Raw genomic sequence first — 16,056 nt, forward strand, 5'->3', positions numbered from 1 at the left:
CACCCGTCCATCCCCCGACAGGAAGAACGCACCGCCATGACGATCACCCAGGAGCAGGCCACCTGGTTCTCCCAGACCTTCTCGCAGATCGCCGACAACGTCGAGCGCGCCGTCCTCGGCAAGCGTCACGTCGTGGAGCTCGTGCTCACCGCGATGCTCAGCGACGGGCACGTGCTGCTCGAAGACGTGCCGGGCACGGGCAAGACCTCCCTCGCGCGGGCCGTGGCGCAGACCGTGCAGGGCACCAACACCCGCATCCAGTTCACCCCCGACCTGCTGCCGGGTGACATCACCGGCATCACCGTGTACGACCAGAAGACCGGATCGTTCGAGTTCCACTCCGGCCCGATCTTCGCCAACATCGTTCTCGCCGACGAGATCAACCGGGCGAGCCCCAAGACGCAGTCGGCCCTGCTCGAGGTGATGGAGGAGGGCAAGGTCACCATCGACGGCGTTTCCCGCGAGGTCGGCGTGCCCTTCCTCGTGCTCGCGACGCAGAACCCCGTCGAGCAGGCCGGCACCTACCGCCTGCCCGAGGCGCAGCTCGACCGCTTCCTGCTGCGCACCTCGCTCGGCTACCCCGATCATGCGGCGACGGTCCGCATCCTCGACGGCGCGGCCACGGCCACGGCCGACCTGCGCCCGATCATCACGCCCCAGGCCCTCGTCGGCATGGCCGACCTCGCGGCATCCGTGTACGTCGACGCCCTCGTGCTCGACTACATCGCGCGCCTGGTCGACGCCACGCGCACGGCCGACGAGGTACGTCTGGGCGTGTCCATCCGCGGGGCCCTCGCGCTCACCCGCGCCACCCGTGCGCGCGCGGCCGCCCAGGGACGCACCTTCGCCACCCCCGACGACGTCAAGGCGCTCGCGGTGGCGGTGCTCTCCCACCGCCTCATCCTGCACCCCGAGGCCGAGTTCGACGGGGTGACGCAGGAGGCCGTCATCGGCCAGGTCCTGCTCGACACGGTTCCGCCCTCGCAGCGCGAGAGCGCCTGACGTGACCGTCGCCGTGGCATCCGCGAGCCGGCTAGGTGACCCGTGCCCGATGTGAACCTCACCGAGTCCCGTCTGACGCGCGCCTCCGCGACCACGATGGCCACGGGCTCGCGCACCTCGATCACCTCGACGGCCGCGCGCCGTCAGCGTCGCATCGTGCGGACGGTGGTGCGGATCGCCGAGTGGTGGCGGGTGGCGACGGATGCCGTGCGGGCCGCGGTCCGCTGGGCGGGACGCACCGTGCGCCCCGCCGGAGCCGTGGTCGTCGCGGCCGCGACGATCGGTCTGCTGCTGGGCATCGTCTTCGGATGGGTGGAGTGGATGGTCGCGGGCACCGCGGCGCTGCTGCTGCTGGCGATGGCCGTGCCCTTCCTCTTCGGTGCGCGTGCGTACGAGGTCGATCTCTCGCTCACCCATGAGCGGGTCGTCGCGGGCACGGGGGTGACCGGCGAGATCGTCGTTCGCAACGTCAGCGCGCGTCCCGCCCTGCCCGGTCGTCTCGACATCCCCGTCGGCCGCGGGCTCGTGGAGTTCGGGGTGCCCCTGCTGCGCCCCGATCAGAGCACGACCGAGCCGCTCGAGATCCCGCCCCTGCCCCGCGGTGTGGTGCGCGTCGGGCCGGTGACGACGGTCCGCAGCGACCCCGTGGGGCTGCTCCGCCGCGAGCACGCCTTCGACGACGTGCACGATCTGTTCGTGCACCCCCGCACGGTGGGTCTGCCCTCCACCAGTGCGGGTCTCGTCCGCGACCTCGAGGGCAATGCGACCCGTCGCCTCGTCGACGCCGACATGTCGTTCCACGCCATCCGCGAATACGTCCCGGGTGACTCCCGTCGTCAGGTCCACTGGAAGTCGACGGCCAAGACGGGCCGGCTGATGGTGCGGCAGTACGAGGAGTCGCGACGCTCGCGCATGGCCGTCGTGTTCGCCGCCGCGACGCAGGAGTACGCGGATGCCGACGAGTACGAGCTCGCCGTGTCGGCCGCGGCCTCGCTGGGTCTGCGTGCCGTGCGCGACGCCCGTGACATCGACATCGTCACGGGTTCGGAGATCCCGCGCGTGGTCAAGGGGCGCCTGCGCGCCATCCGCCACGTGCCGATCGTCTCGCCTCGGGCGATGCTCGACGGATTCAGCGCCGTCCAGCGGCACGAGAACACCATGCCGGTCGAGGACGTCTGCCGATTCGCCGCCGAGGCCAACGAGCGCCTGTCGATCGCCTTCGTCGTCGTCGGATCTGCCGTTCCCCTCGCCCGCCTGCGCCAGGCGGCCCTGGCGTTCCCCGTCGACACCGCCGTCGCCGCCGTGATCTGCGACGAACGGGCGCACCCGCGCATGCAGAGCATCGCGGGACTCACCGTCCTCACCATCGGAACCCTCGACGACCTGTCAGGCCTGCTCGTGCGCGGAGCCACCTCGTGAGCGCCGGTCGTCGCGAGCGCCCGGCGCGCACGCGGGAGTCCTCCGTGCCCCGGTGGGTGGCCGCGTCGGCGTACACCGCGGTGTCGGTCGCCCTCGCGGCCGTCGCGGCGTGGCCGGTGTACGCCTCCGGGTCGTTCCTGCTGCTGGTGCTGGTGTCCTCGTTGGTGGCGACGGCGGTCGTGGCGCTCGCCGCGTGGCGTCGCGCCGGAGGGTGGGTGCTCGCCGCCGGGCTGGTCGGCGCGTTCGCCGTGCTCGCCGTGCCGCTGGCCGTCCCCTCGCGACTGAGCTCGCCGCTCGACGTGCTGCGCGGGCTGGGTGAGGCGTTCGCCGGCGTCATCGTCGCCTGGAAGGACCTGGTCACCGTCGACCTGCCGGTCGGCGCGTACCGCAATCTGCTCGTCCCGGCGCTCGTGGTGTTCCTCGTGGGCACCGCGCTCACGCTGGCCCTCGCGGCTCGCACCGACCGTCGCGCTCCGGCGGCGGTGGTGCCGGGCCTGGCGATGACCGGGTTCGGGCTGTTCTTCGGCCGGACCTCCACCAGTGCTCCGCTCTCGATCGGGGCGCTGTCGCTGCCGGCCCCCGTCGAGACCGCCGTCGGACTCGGCGCTCTGCTGTCGGCCGTGCTCTGGCTCGCCTGGCGTGCGCGCGACGAACGCGCCCGCGCGCTGCGGAGGGCCGCCGACGTGACCGCCGTTCAGGTGTCGCGCGGTCGCTCGCGCACCGACTCCCGGCGCGGAGCGCTCGGCGTCGCGATGATCGTCGTCGCGATCGTCGCCACCGTCGCCGTGGTGCCGTGGGCCTCCCGCGACGCCGACCGCCAGGTGCTGCGATCGGCGGCCGGTCCGCAGCGTCTGATCGCCGAGGCGGTCAGCCCGCTCGCGCAGTACCGGGCGATGTTCTCCGACGCCCGCAGCGACGACGTGCTGTTCCGCGTCCGCAGCGACGACGGCGCCCTGCCCGAGCGCATCCGCATCGCGACCCTCGACGCGTACGACGGCGAGATCTTCCGCGCCTCGGGAGACGAGGGGACGGGCTTCGTGCGACTGCCGTCCACCCGCGACGCGGGCACGGGGCGCTCCGTCTCCGCCCACGTCGACATCGTCGATCTGGGCGGTATCTGGATGCCCACCGCGGGCAGCCTGGCGGCGGCGACCTTCGAGGGCGAGCGCCGCGCGCAGCTCGCCGACCGCTTCTACTACAGCGCCGATGCCGAGGCGGGCGTGCAGACGGCCGACGGCGGACTCGAACCGGGCGACTCCTATCGCATCGACGCGGTCGAAGCCGCACCCGACGATCTCGCCTCCCTGACGCCTCCCGGTGCCGTCGGCGCGATGGCCGGAGGCGACAACCTCCGCCGCTGGGTCGAGGAGCACGCCGACGGATCCGACGGTGCGGCCCTGCAGGCGCTCGTGCAGCTGCTCCGCGAGCGCGGCTACCTCAGCCACAGTCTCGCGCCGGAGGGGGCCGCGCCCCCGGCCTGGACCGCGGACCTACCCGGGTACCAGCTGCAGCCCAGCGCCTCCGGTCACTCGCTGGCGCGCATCGACCGCATGTTCGAGCGGTTGCTCGAACGCGAAGACGACCCCCGGGCCGCGGCATCCGGAAACTACGTGGCCGCCGTCGGCGACGACGAGCAGTTCGCCGTGGCGACGGCGCTCATCGCGCACGAACTCGGCTTCCCGGCCCGCGTCGTGGTGGGAACGCGTCTGTCGTCGCCGGACAGCGCGCTTCCGACGTGCGGGGCGGGGAAGTGCCGCGCGCGCGATCTCGTCGCCTGGACCGAGGTCGAGGGCGACGACGGTCGGTGGACGCCGATCGACGTGACCCCGCAGTGGGAGCAGTCGCCGAGCCTCGAGGTCACCCAGCAGCAGGATCCCGAGAACGTGACGGAGGTGCGCCCCGACACGGTGGACGAGGTCGTTCCGCCCGAGCCCGTGCAGGAGGACAACTCCCTCGACGACGATCAGCGCGCCGACGACGGCGTCGATCTGGCGTGGCTCTGGCCGATCCTGCGCGTGACGGGTCTCGCGCTGCTCGCCCTTCTCATCGTGTTCGGTCCCTTCCTCGCCGTCGTGATCGCCAAGGCCGTGCGCCGCCGCGGTCGGCGCCGCGACCCCGACCCCCGCTCCGCGATCGCGGGCGGATGGGACGAGTACGTCGACGCCGGGGTGGATGCCGGTCGCACCGTGCCGCGCGCCCCCACCCGTCGCGAGGTCGCCGACGCGTTCGCGACCCCGTCGGGGGCACGGCTCGCAGCCGACGCCGACCGCGCCGTGTTCGCGGGTGAAGCGGTGACGGCCGACGAGGTCGCGGAGTTCTGGAGCATCGTCGACGCCGAGCGGCGTGTGCTGGTGCGTCAGCGAGGCTTCTGGCGGCGCGTGCGCGCGGCCGTATCGTTGAGATCGTTCCTGCGGTTCCTCGCTCCGCGCTCCGCGCGCACGAGATCCCCGCATCGCGACGAGAGGGGGAAGCGTCCCACCGCCCCGGGAGGACGCGACACGACATGACCGATTCGACCATGGTGGTTCTCGGCGCGAGCTCTCTCGCTCTCGTCGTCGTCGTGTACGTGTGGTTCGCCCTCGCCCTCGCCGCGGTGTTCCGCAAGACCGGCGAGCCGGTCTGGAAGGCCTGGGTCCCGATCGTCAACGTGGCCACCGTGCTGAAGCTCGGCGGGTTCTCGCCATGGTTTGTGCTCATCAACCTGGCTCCGCTCTTCGGAACGCTCACCTTCGTGATCCTCTTCATCATCGCCGTGCACCGCATCTCGGTGGGCTTCGGCGCCGGTGCGGGCATGACCGTGGTCGGCGCGATCTTCCCCGTCGTGTGGGCGAGCATCCTCGGCTTCGGCTCCGCGCGGTGGGAGGGCGAAGCGCCCCGCGGTCCCGACGAGCAGTCGGCGCCCGTGCGCCGCGGGCAGGACTTCCAGGGGCCGTACGTTCCGCTGGTCGGGGGATGGACCCCCGCGCCCGAGTCCCGTCCCGGTGACGGGGGCCGCGACGCCGAAGACCACGTTCCGGATGCCGCTGACGCGCCCGTCGAGCCCGCTCCGGTGTCCGAGCCGGTGATCGTGCCGTTCGCCGCTCCGACCGGTTCGCTCGCCGATGCCGTGCCCGCGTCCGGTGGATGGGGCCCTCCGCCCGGTCTGCGTCCCGCGGAGTTCGACGAACACCGTCGCCCCACGCCCGCCGTCTCCGACGAGCAGATCGCGCCCGCCGAGCGGCCGGCCGTCGCCGCGGCATCCGGATCCTCGGTCTTCGAGGTGCTCGACGCCCTCCGCGACGGTGCCGACGACGACGCCTCGTCCCGCAGCGCCGCCCGTGCCGTCCCGTCCGCGGCCGACGACGACGCGTCGACCCGTGCGCTGGTGGTCCCCGGCGCGCCCTCGACGTGGACTCCCGCGCCGGCCGAGCCCGCACCCCCGGCCGTCGACGAGCAGTCCGACCCGATCGCCCCGTGGGCGACGCCCGCGCGCCGCACCACCCACTCCGACGCGGCGGCCCCGATCGCCGAGGTGCCGTTGACCCGGCCCGCCCCCGAGCCCGTGCCCGCGCCGCGCGCGTCGGCACCCGCACCGGCGGACGAGTTCCCCGAGCTCTCCGAGGCGGTCTCCGCGGTTCCCGATGCTCCGGATGCCGGCTCCCCGCGCTCCGCACGCACGTCGGTGTCGTCGTTGTACACGCGACCCGAGGTGCCGGCCGTGGCATCCGACGACGACGACTTCGACGCCCTCGACCGCACGGTGGTGACCAAGCGCAAGCGGATCCCGTGGGCCCTTGTGCCGCCGAGCGGGGCGCCCATCGATCTGACCTCGACCGTGGTCATCCTGGGGCGCCGCCCCGCTGCCGACAACGCCTTCCCCGACGCGCAGCTCGTGTCGATCGCCGACGAGACCCGAACGGTCTCGAAGACCCACGCGCGCCTGCAACTGCGCGGCGAGACGTGGTTCGTCACCGATCTCGACTCCACCAACGGCGTTCTGTTCGCGACGCTGATGGGCACCGAGGTCGAAGCCCCTCCCGGCGAGGAGATCGAGGCGGGGGAGCGGTTCTTCCTCGGCGACGCGGAGGTGCGGCTCGCGCGGAGCAGCGTGTGAGCGGCCCGCACGATCGTCCCGACGATCCCGACGAGGTCACGCTCTGGGCCGGGCGTCTGCGCGCGTGGCCGACTCCACCGGCGAACGACGACGCCGCTGCGGTGGAGGTCGATGTCGAGGACGACACGGTGCGGGTGCATGCCGCCGGACCGGATGCCGAACCGGATGCCGACACGGTGCTGTCCCGCCGCGCTCGAGCCGCCGATGACACGGTCGTCTCGACGACGGACGACGACGGGATCGGCACGACCGCACCGCGGCGTGCACCGCGGTCCTCCGCTGCCGCGCCCGACCTCGACGACGAGACGGTCCGTCGCCCCGCGTCCCCAGCGGTCCCGGACCTCGATGACGCGACAGTGCGTCGTGCCCCGACCGGGGCCGACGGCGTCGACGACGAGACCATCCGTCGCCCCGCGTCCCCAGCGGTCCCGGACCTCGATGACGCGACCCTGCGCCGTGCGCCGGCCGAGGTCGAGGACCTCGACGACGAGACCATCCGTCGCCCCGCCCCGGCGGCGGCCACGGACCTCGACGACGCCACCCGGCTCCGCCCCGGCCCCGAGCCGGCGGGCATCGAGGAGGACACCCGCCCGCGCGCCGCGCCCGCGAGCGGCGACGACGACACCGCCGCGGGGTCCCGTCGGAGTCGGCGCGAGGCGGCGGCACGTCCGGCCCCCTCCGAGGCGCCCCTGCCACCCGTCGTGTCGCGCGAAGCGCGCGTACCCGCCGCTCTTCGAAGTGACGTCTACGCGCCCCGCACCGACGGACCCGTGCGCGTCGAACGCGCGCTCCCGGCTCCCCGTGCGTCCGCGACCGACGCCCCCGTCGTCCGCCCGCGCTCGGAGCGCCGCGGAGCCGGTCGCGTCGTGGTGCTGGCCGTCGTCGTGGTCGTGATGGTCGCGGCGGCCGTCGTGGGTGCGGCGATGCTGCTCGGCTGAGGAGCGGCATCCGGCACACTCCCAGCCGGGGGACCCGCGGACGTTTGCCGCACCCCCGGAGAACGCGTATCATTGACCGGGTGTGCGTTCACGCGCGCCGTGCGTCATGCCCTCGGGCGGGTCGTGCGGATCAACGCTCGCACCATCTCAGGGATCGGCCTGCGAACAGGTCGCCCCCACGGCATATCCACCACGAATCGCGTCAGATCATTCTGTCGCGGGGTGGATCACACGTGAGCCCGACACGTCACGAATCGCAAGACGAGCGACATGACGGGGGAGACACGACGCTGTCACCGTGCAGCACCCTGGGCGCCCGAGAGGATCGCCCAGCCAATCAAGGAGAGAACGTGCCAACCATTCAGCAGTTGGTTCGCAAGGGCCGCTCGCCGAAGGTCTCGAAGACCAAGGCTCCCGCGCTGAAGTCGAACCCCCAGCAGGCCGGCGTGTGCACTCGCGTGTACACGACGACCCCCAAGAAGCCGAACTCGGCGATGCGCAAGGTCGCCCGCGTGAAGCTGCGCAACGGCACCGAGGTCACCGCGTACATCCCCGGTGAGGGCCACAACCTGCAGGAGCACTCGCTCGTGCTCGTCCGCGGTGGTCGTGTGAAGGACCTCCCCGGTGTCCGTTACAAGATCGTCCGCGGTGCGCTCGACACCCAGGCTGTCAAGAACCGTAAGCAGGCTCGTAGCCGCTACGGCGCGAAGAAGGGCTGAGAACAATGCCTCGTAAGGGTCCCGCCCCGAAGCGTCCCGTCGTCAACGACCCGGTGTACGGCGCTCCCATCGTCACCCAGCTGGTCAACAAGATCCTCGTCGACGGCAAGAAGTCCATCGCCGAGTCGATCGTCTACGACGCCCTCAAGGGCGTCGAGGCGAAGAACAGCCAGGACGCCGTCGCCACGCTGAAGAAGGCGCTCGACAACGTCCGTCCCACCCTCGAGGTCAAGAGCCGCCGCGTCGGTGGCTCGACCTACCAGGTTCCGGTCGAGGTCAAGCCGCACCGCGCGAACACCCTCGCGCTGCGCTGGCTCGTGAGCTACGCGAAGGGTCGTCGTGAGAAGACGATGACCGAGCGTCTGCAGAACGAGATCCTCGACGCCTCGAACGGCCTCGGTGCCGCGGTCAAGCGCCGCGAAGACACCCACAAGATGGCCGAGTCGAACCGCGCCTTCGCGCACTACCGCTGGTAAAACCCGCGGGGGGTCCGTGACCGCATCCCGGTCACGGACCCCCCGATGGGCCCGGCATCAACCTCCCAACAGGTAAGGAAGACACCCGTGGCACAAGACGTGCTCACCGACCTGACCAAGGTCCGCAACATCGGCATCATGGCGCACATCGATGCCGGCAAGACGACGACCACCGAGCGCATCCTGTACTACACGGGAACCAACCACAAGATCGGCGAGACCCACGACGGTGCCTCGACGACCGACTGGATGGAGCAGGAGCAGGAGCGTGGCATCACGATCACCTCCGCTGCTGTGACGTGCTTCTGGGACAAGAACCAGATCAACATCATCGACACCCCCGGTCACGTCGACTTCACCGTCGAGGTGGAGCGCTCGCTCCGCGTGCTCGATGGCGCCGTCGCCGTCTTCGACGGCAAGGAGGGCGTCGAGCCCCAGTCCGAGACCGTGTGGCGTCAGGCCGACAAGTACAACGTCCCCCGCATCTGCTTCGTCAACAAGATGGACAAGCTCGGCGCGGACTTCTACTTCACCGTCGACACCATCATCAACAAGCTCAAGGCGAAGCCGCTGGTCATCCAGCTGCCCATCGGCGTCGAGAACGACTTCATCGGTGTCGTCGACCTCGTCGAGATGCGTGCACTCGTCTGGGCGGGCGACGCCAAGGGTGATGTCACCATGGGCGCCAAGTACGACATCCAGGAGATCCCGGCCGACATGGCCGACGTCGTCGCGAAGTACCGCGAAGAGCTCCTCGAGACCGTCGCCGAGACCGACGAGGAGCTTCTCGAGAAGCACTTCGGTGGCGAAGAGCTCACCGTCGCCGAGATCAAGGCCGCCATCCGCAAGATGACGGTCAACTCGGAGATCTACCCGGTGCTCTGCGGCTCGGCGTTCAAGAACCGCGGTGTGCAGCCCATGCTGGACGCCGTCATCGACTACCTGCCGTCGCCCCTCGACGTGCCGGCCATCGAGGCGCACGACCCGAAGAACGAAGAGACGATCATCGAGCGGCACGCCGATCGTGAAGAGCCCTTCACCGCGCTGGCGTTCAAGATCGTCACGCACCCCTTCTTCGGTCGTCTGACCTACATCCGCGTGTACTCCGGTCACCTCGACTCGGGCGCGCAGATCGTCAACTCGACGAAGTCCAAGAAGGAGCGCATCGGGAAGATCTTCCAGATGTACGCCAACAAGGAGAACCCGGTTCCCTCGGTCACCGCCGGCCACATCTACGCGGTCATCGGCCTGAAGGACACCACGACCGGCGACACCCTCTGCGACGCGCAGAACCAGGTCGTCCTCGAGTCGATGACGTTCCCCGAGCCGGTCATCGAGGTTGCGATCGAGCCCAAGACCAAGGCCGACCAGGAGAAGCTGGGTCTCGCGATCCAGAAGCTGGCCGAAGAAGACCCGACGTTCCGTGTCGAGCAGAACAACGACACCGGCCAGACGGTCATCAAGGGCATGGGCGAGCTGCACCTCGACATCCTCGTGGACCGCATGAAGCGCGAGTTCAAGGTCGAGGCCAACGTCGGCAAGCCGCAGGTGGCGTACCGCGAGACGATCAAGAAGACCGTCGAGCGTCACGACTACACCCACAAGAAGCAGACCGGTGGTTCGGGACAGTTCGCGAAGATCCAGTTCGCGCTCGAGCCCCTCGAGGTCACGGCCGACAAGACCTACGAGTTCGAGAACAAGGTCAGCGGTGGTCGTATCCCGCGCGAGTACATCTCGCCGACCGACCAGGGCTTCCAGGACGCCATGAACGTCGGCGTGCTCGCCGGCTACCCCATGGTGGGCGTCAAGGCGATCCTGCTCGACGGTGCGTCGCACGATGTCGACTCCTCGGAAATGGCGTTCAAGATCGCCGGCTCCATGGGCTTCAAGGAAGCGATCCGCAAGGCCAACCCGGTCATCCTCGAGCCGCTCATGTCGGTCGAGGTCCGTACTCCCGAGGAGTACATGGGCGACGTCATCGGCGACCTGAACTCGCGTCGCGGGCAGATCCAGTCGATGGAAGACGCCCAGGGTGTCAAGGTCGTGCGGGCGCTCGTCCCGCTGTCCGAGATGTTCGGCTACATCGGCGACCTGCGCTCGAAGACCTCGGGCCGCGCCGTGTACTCGATGGAGTTCGACAGCTACGCCGAGGTTCCTCGCGCCGTCGCTGACGAGATCGTCCAGAAGAACAAGGGCGAGTAACACCGCTCTCACGGATGCCGGGAATCCCGGGTTCTGCTCGGGTTCCCGGCATCCGCTCAAACTGAATACCGACTCTCTAGTAATCTGAGAACCATCCCCGCGAAGAATCGGTCGCAATCCAGTGCCCGAGACGTCGCAACCAACGTCCTGAGGAGGACCCAGTGGCTAAGGCCAAGTTCGAGCGGACCAAGCCGCACGTGAACATCGGAACGATCGGTCACGTCGACCACGGCAAGACCACGCTCACCGCTGCCATCTCGAAGGTGCTCGCCGACAAGTTCCCGTCGGCCACCAACGTTCAGCGCGACTTCGCGTCGATCGACTCGGCGCCCGAAGAGCGTCAGCGCGGCATCACGATCAACATCTCGCACGTCGAGTACGAGACCCCCAAGCGTCACTACGCTCACGTCGACGCTCCCGGTCACGCCGACTACATCAAGAACATGATCACCGGTGCCGCTCAGATGGACGGCGCGATCCTCGTGGTCGCCGCCACCGACGGCCCGATGGCTCAGACGCGTGAGCACGTTCTGCTCGCCAAGCAGGTCGGCGTGCCGTACCTGCTCGTCGCGCTGAACAAGAGCGACATGGTCGACGACGAGGAGATCCTGGAGCTCGTCGAGCTCGAGGTTCGCGAGCTGCTGTCGTCGCAGGACTTCGATGGCGACAACGCCCCCGTCGTGCGCGTCTCGGGCCTCAAGGCTCTCGAGGGTGACGAGCAGTGGGTCAACTCGATCGTCGAGCTCATGGAAGCCGTCGACGAGTCGATCCCCGACCCGGTGCGTGACAAGGACAAGCCGTTCCTCATGCCCATCGAGGACGTCTTCACCATCACCGGTCGTGGAACGGTCGTCACGGGTCGCGCCGAGCGCGGTACCCTCGCGATCAACTCCGAGGTCGAGATCGTCGGCATCCGCCCGACGCAGAAGACCACGGTCACGGGTATCGAGATGTTCCACAAGCAGCTCGACGAGGCCTGGGCCGGCGAGAACTGTGGTCTGCTCCTCCGCGGCACCAAGCGTGACGACGTCGAGCGCGGCCAGGTCATCGTCAAGCCCGGTTCGGTCACCCCGCACACCAACTTCGAGGGCACGGCGTACATCCTGTCCAAGGAAGAGGGCGGCCGTCACAACCCGTTCTTCACGAACTACCGCCCGCAGTTCTACTTCCGCACCACCGACGTGACCGGCGTCATCACGCTGCCCGAGGGCACCGAGATGGTCATGCCCGGTGACACCACGGAGATGTCGGTCGAGCTCATCCAGCCGATCGCCATGGAAGAGGGCCTCGGCTACGCGATCCGTGAGGGTGGCCGCACCGTCGGTGCCGGTACCGTCACCAAGATCGTCAAGTAAGTCCTTCCAGACTTCACTCGGCACAGGCCGGGCCTTCGGGCCCGGCCTTTGTCGTTCCCGGGGGACGTCGCTTCCCCCTACAGCATCCCGGCCGGGGCGCATGCGAGCCGCCCGGTAGAGTCGCTCGGGTGAATTCCTTGTCCCGTCTGCTCGGTGTGCTGTCCCTGCTCCTCGCGATCGCCGCCGTCGCGGTACCCGTCGTGGGTGTCGCCGTGCTCCTGCTCGCGGGCTCGGGCACCGTCGTCGCGCAGGCGGTGGGCACCGGCCTCGCGATCGCTGCAGTGGGCGTGGTCCTCGCGGTCATCGGGTTCTTCGTCGGTCGCCGCGGACGCGCCACGGCCATGCCGGTGGTCGGCGGGCTCACGTCGGCGTGCGTCGCCGCCGGCATCCTGATCGCCCTGCCCTTCGTCTGAGCCGTCTCGAACGGGAGGCCGACGCGAGCCCGGTCCGTGTGCGATCCCGCTGGTGTCCGCGGAGCGCAATCGCGCCCCAAGGACGTCCAGGGAGCCTCAACTAGAATTCATCCCATGGGTGAACGTCTGCGACGAGATGCGAGAAGTCAGGCGACGCGAGGAGATTCCGACCTCGACGTCTTCGACTCGACGCCGACGGACGACCCCCCGCGTCGGTCGCGGTACGACGACGAAGACGACGCCCCCCGACGCCGCGTGTGGCCCTGGGTCGTCGGCGGGGTGTTCGGGGTCGTCGGCGGCGCCGCCGCCTTCGCCGGCATCCTGGGCGCCACCCTTGCCGTGCAGGCACTCGACGTGCGTGACGACCTGCTGGCGGCGAAGTTGTCGATCTCGAGCCTCGGCCCGCTCGCCGAGGCCCGTGACGAGGCCGGGCTCCAGCAGGCGGCCGCCGACCTGAGCGAGCGCACGTCGCGTGCGGCAGCCACCGTGAACACCCCGCTGTGGGACATGGCGGCGCAGTTCCCCGTCGTCGGCGTGAACATCGACGCCGTCTCCCGCGTGACCCGCGCCGCGGACATCCTGGTGCAGGACGCCCTTCCGCCCGGCATCCAGATGCTGGCGCAGACCGACCTGTCGAAGCTGACCCTCGACGGCGGCGGCATCAACCTGCAGCCCTTCGTGCAGGCGCAGGACGCCCTGCCGGCGATGTCGCAGGCGTTCAGCGCGGCCAAGGCCGAGACCGACGGCATCGATTCGGACCAGCTTCTCTCGCCCGTCAGCGGTCCCGTCGACGAGATTCGCGACGTGGTCGATCGCGCAGCTCCCGCCCTCGACATCGCGAACCGGTATCTGCCGACCCTTCTCGACATCGCGGGGGCGAACGGTCCGAAGAAGTACCTCGTGGTCTTCCAGAACAACGCCGAGAGCCGCGCGACCGGAGGAAACCCCTCCGCGAACATCATCATGGACGTCGACCAGGGTGCGTTCTCGCTGCTCGACCAGGGCGGACCGAGCACGTTCTACGGTCCCGAGGGCGCCGGCGTGCAGTTCACCGACCTCCCGGCCGAGACCATGTCGCTGTACCCCTCGTCGTTCGCGCACTACTCGCAGGACAACACCATGACGCCGGACTTCCCGACGACGGCGCAGCTCTTCAGCGACGCCTACACGGAGGTGAACGGGGGTCGGTTCGACGGTGTCATCTCGATCGACCCCGTCGTGCTCTCGCACATGCTCCAGGTCGCAGGCCCTGTCGACGTCGCGGGTCAGCAGATCAACGGCGACAACGCCGTGAAGGTGCTGTTGAGCGACGCATACCAGAAGTTCCCCACGGCGCGCAGCTCCGACGCCTTCTTCGCCGCGGTGTCCGACAAGGTCTTCCGTCATCTGACGTCGACCAAGTGGGACCCGACGAAGATGCTCGACGCACTCACGCAGTCGGCCGAAGAGAAGCGCATCAACCTCTCCTTCACCTCTCCCGAGGCGCAGCAGCTGGTCACCGAGGTCGGCCTCGACGGCGGCCTGCGCACCGACAACACGGTCAAGACGCAGGTGGGGACCTATCTGAACGACTACTCGGTCGGAAAGCTCGAGTACTACCTCACCCAGTCCGTGTCCGCCGTCTGCGACCCCGCTGCGCGCACCATCACCACCACGACCACTCTGTCGAGCTCCGTGCCGACCGAGGGGCGCAGCGCCTACACGCTGGGTGAGCGCAACGCGGCGAACGGTCTGCCCGCGACCTCGATGATGTTGAACGTGCTGTTCTTCGCCCCTCCCGGGGGAGAGATCGTCTCGACCGATCCCGCGTCGAGCGATCGGGGTGGTTTCGACCGGTCGGGCACGGAGAAGGGCAACACCGCGGTGAATCGACTGGTCGTCCTGCCGACGGGGGAGACCCGGACGCTCACCTCGACCGTGAAGCTGCCCGACGGTCCGCTCGGCCCGCTCGAGCTGCGGCATTCGCCGACCGCCACCGACACCTCGGTGACCGTCGACGCCTCGTGCGGTTCGCTGTTCGGGCAGTGACGCGTGCACCGGCGTGCGCGGGTCGCTCCCGGCGGGCCGGTAGTGTGACTGTCTCGTACGCCAGCGAGCTTCGACCCGCTCCCGAATGATGGAGGCTGCTCTGCTTCCCCTCCCCGGACAGGCCCCGCCGCGCAGCCACGCGCGCGTGGGGAGCGCGTCGGTGCTGCTGTTGATCTACGCGGCGGTCGTGGCGGCGATGACCATGTCGCCCACGCCGTTGGACCGCGGATACCAGGGCGCGATCTCGCGCTTCCTCGCCGTGCTGCACCGCAACGGTGTGCCGGAGTGGTTCGGGTACCCGCAGTTGGAGTTCAGCGCCAACATCGCCATGTTCGTCCCCCTGGGCTTCCTCGTCGGTCTCCTGGTCCCGCGCCGGCTCTTCTGGCTCGCGCTCGTGATCGTGCCGGCGACCTCCACGGTGATCGAGGTGCTGCAGGGGCTCTTCCTCTCGCAGCGCTTCGCGAGCGTGTTCGACGTGCTCGCCAACACGATCGGCGGGTACATCGGTGTCGCGATCGTGATCGTGCTGCGCGTGTTCGTCGAGGGTCGTGACCGCAAGATCGTGGCCCGGGCGTTGTGGGAACGCAACGTCGCGATGATGAATGCCCAGCGCGCCGCCGTCCCTCCTCGACCGGATGCCGCGGGCCCCCGCCCCGGTGCGCCGCGGGCGGATCGCCGATGACGGCCTCGTTCTCGGCATCCGCGCGTGCCTTTTCCCCCACCCCCATCCCCGCGCGCCGATCGAATCGCGCGCGAACGAAGACGGAGTTCCGATGATCGAGATCATGACCGTGTGCACGGGCAACGTGTGCCGTTCGCCCCTGGCCGCCACGATGCTGGCGACCCGGCTCGCCGACCTCGACGTGCAGGTCACCAGCGCCGGCACGTACGGACTGCAGGGCGAGTCGATGACCGACGAGACGAAGCGCCTCGCGGCGCAGCTGGCCGTCGATCCCGCGCTGATCGAGGGCCACCGGGCGACCTACCTCACCGAAGCCCACCTGCGCGCCCCCGACCTCATCCTCGCGATGAGTCGTGAGCACCGACGCCGCATCGTCGAGCTCAACCCGGCACGGCTGCGGTCGACGCTGACGCTGCGTGAGTTCGCGCGGCTCGCGGCGGAGGTTCCGGATGCCGACATCGTCGGCGATGCGGCTGCCGCGGGCGACGACGACTCGCGGCGGCTGAAGGCGGCCATCGACGCGGTGACCGGGGTGCGCGGTCTGACGCCTCCTCCCGCGGACCCGGCCGACGACGACATCGTCGACCCGTACCGCCGGTCGTGGGAGACCTACGAGCTCACCGCGTCGCAGCTGGCCCCCGCCGTGGAGCAGGTCGTCCGCGTCGTGCGGCTCGCGCTCACGCGCTGACCCGACCACCGTCAGACGACTGCGGCCCGCGACCCTCGGTG

General features: G+C 69.9%; 13 protein-coding genes. All 13 read left to right on the plus strand.

Annotated elements, in window-relative coordinates; genetic code table 11:
- The first annotated feature begins 36 nt into the window (after nt 1-36).
- Complete coding sequence (locus M3667_RS05810) at nt 37-1,002, plus strand: MoxR family ATPase (RefSeq protein ID WP_251506198.1); 966 nt, start codon at nt 37-39, stop codon at nt 1,000-1,002.
- A 42-nt stretch (nt 1,003-1,044) separates the two neighbouring features.
- Nucleotides 1,045-2,421, plus strand: coding sequence for a DUF58 domain-containing protein (locus M3667_RS05815; protein ID WP_251506201.1), 1,377 nt, complete (start codon nt 1,045-1,047; stop codon nt 2,419-2,421).
- Nucleotides 2,418-4,928 carry a transglutaminase domain-containing protein gene (locus M3667_RS16985; protein WP_251506204.1) on the plus strand — a complete coding sequence of 837 codons (2,511 nt, stop codon included), beginning with the start codon at nt 2,418-2,420 and terminating at the stop codon, nt 4,926-4,928. The genes M3667_RS05815 and M3667_RS16985 overlap by 4 nt, the downstream gene beginning before the upstream one ends.
- On the plus strand, nt 4,925-6,514 hold the full coding sequence (locus M3667_RS05825) for a DUF5684 domain-containing protein (RefSeq protein WP_251506207.1): 1,590 nt from the start codon (nt 4,925-4,927) through the stop codon (nt 6,512-6,514). Before M3667_RS16985 ends, M3667_RS05825 begins: the two co-directional genes overlap by 4 nt.
- On the plus strand, nt 6,511-7,452 hold the full coding sequence (locus M3667_RS05830) for a hypothetical protein (protein WP_251506210.1): 942 nt from the start codon (nt 6,511-6,513) through the stop codon (nt 7,450-7,452). The genes M3667_RS05825 and M3667_RS05830 overlap by 4 nt, the downstream gene beginning before the upstream one ends.
- A 350-nt stretch (nt 7,453-7,802) precedes the next feature.
- The gene (gene rpsL / locus M3667_RS05835) at nt 7,803-8,171 is read left to right on the plus strand and encodes a 30S ribosomal protein S12 (RefSeq protein WP_013584051.1); all 369 of its coding nucleotides are present in this window, start codon (nt 7,803-7,805) and stop codon (nt 8,169-8,171) included.
- Between the two features lie 5 nt (nt 8,172-8,176).
- Nucleotides 8,177-8,647 carry a 30S ribosomal protein S7 gene (rpsG, locus tag M3667_RS05840; protein ID WP_144829781.1) on the plus strand — a complete coding sequence of 157 codons (471 nt, stop codon included), beginning with the start codon at nt 8,177-8,179 and terminating at the stop codon, nt 8,645-8,647.
- 87 nt (nt 8,648-8,734) lie between these two features.
- On the plus strand, nt 8,735-10,849 hold the full coding sequence (gene fusA, locus M3667_RS05845; protein WP_144829778.1) for an elongation factor G: 2,115 nt from the start codon (nt 8,735-8,737) through the stop codon (nt 10,847-10,849).
- Nucleotides 10,850-11,010: 161 nt separating this feature from the next.
- Complete coding sequence (gene tuf / locus M3667_RS05850; protein WP_144829775.1) at nt 11,011-12,204, plus strand: elongation factor Tu; 1,194 nt, start codon at nt 11,011-11,013, stop codon at nt 12,202-12,204.
- Nucleotides 12,205-12,332: 128 nt separating this feature from the next.
- Complete coding sequence (locus M3667_RS05855; RefSeq protein WP_251506212.1) at nt 12,333-12,617, plus strand: hypothetical protein; 285 nt, start codon at nt 12,333-12,335, stop codon at nt 12,615-12,617.
- Nucleotides 12,618-12,731: 114 nt separating this feature from the next.
- Nucleotides 12,732-14,645, plus strand: a complete 1,914-nt coding sequence (locus tag M3667_RS05860) for a DUF4012 domain-containing protein (protein ID WP_251506215.1) — start codon at nt 12,732-12,734, stop codon at nt 14,643-14,645.
- Nucleotides 14,646-14,790: 145 nt separating this feature from the next.
- The gene (locus M3667_RS05865) at nt 14,791-15,327 is read left to right on the plus strand and encodes a VanZ family protein (protein ID WP_251506218.1); all 537 of its coding nucleotides are present in this window, start codon (nt 14,791-14,793) and stop codon (nt 15,325-15,327) included.
- 91 nt (nt 15,328-15,418) lie between these two features.
- Nucleotides 15,419-16,015 (plus strand): low molecular weight phosphatase family protein, encoded by a 597-nt coding sequence (locus M3667_RS05870; RefSeq protein WP_251506221.1) that lies wholly within the window; start codon nt 15,419-15,421, stop codon nt 16,013-16,015.
- The last annotated feature ends 41 nt before the right edge of the window (nt 16,016-16,056 follow it).

Origin of the sequence: Microbacterium sp. P26 (genome assembly GCF_023712585.1) — a bacterium.
In the GTDB taxonomy this organism is placed as follows: Bacteria; Actinomycetota; Actinomycetes; order Actinomycetales; family Microbacteriaceae; genus Microbacterium; species Microbacterium algihabitans_A.

What these genes read in the sequence shown, in the direction of transcription:
- M3667_RS05870 (WP_251506221.1), top strand. Translation starts at nt 15,419, where the DNA reads ATGATCGAGATCATGACCGTGTGCACGGGCAACGTGTGCCGTTCGCCC.
- M3667_RS05825 (WP_251506207.1), top strand. Translation starts at nt 4,925, where the DNA reads ATGACCGATTCGACCATGGTGGTTCTCGGCGCGAGCTCTCTCGCTCTC.
- M3667_RS05860 (WP_251506215.1), top strand. Translation starts at nt 12,732, where the DNA reads ATGGGTGAACGTCTGCGACGAGATGCGAGAAGTCAGGCGACGCGAGGA.
- M3667_RS05810 (WP_251506198.1), top strand. Translation starts at nt 37, where the DNA reads ATGACGATCACCCAGGAGCAGGCCACCTGGTTCTCCCAGACCTTCTCG.
- rpsG (WP_144829781.1), top strand. Translation starts at nt 8,177, where the DNA reads ATGCCTCGTAAGGGTCCCGCCCCGAAGCGTCCCGTCGTCAACGACCCG.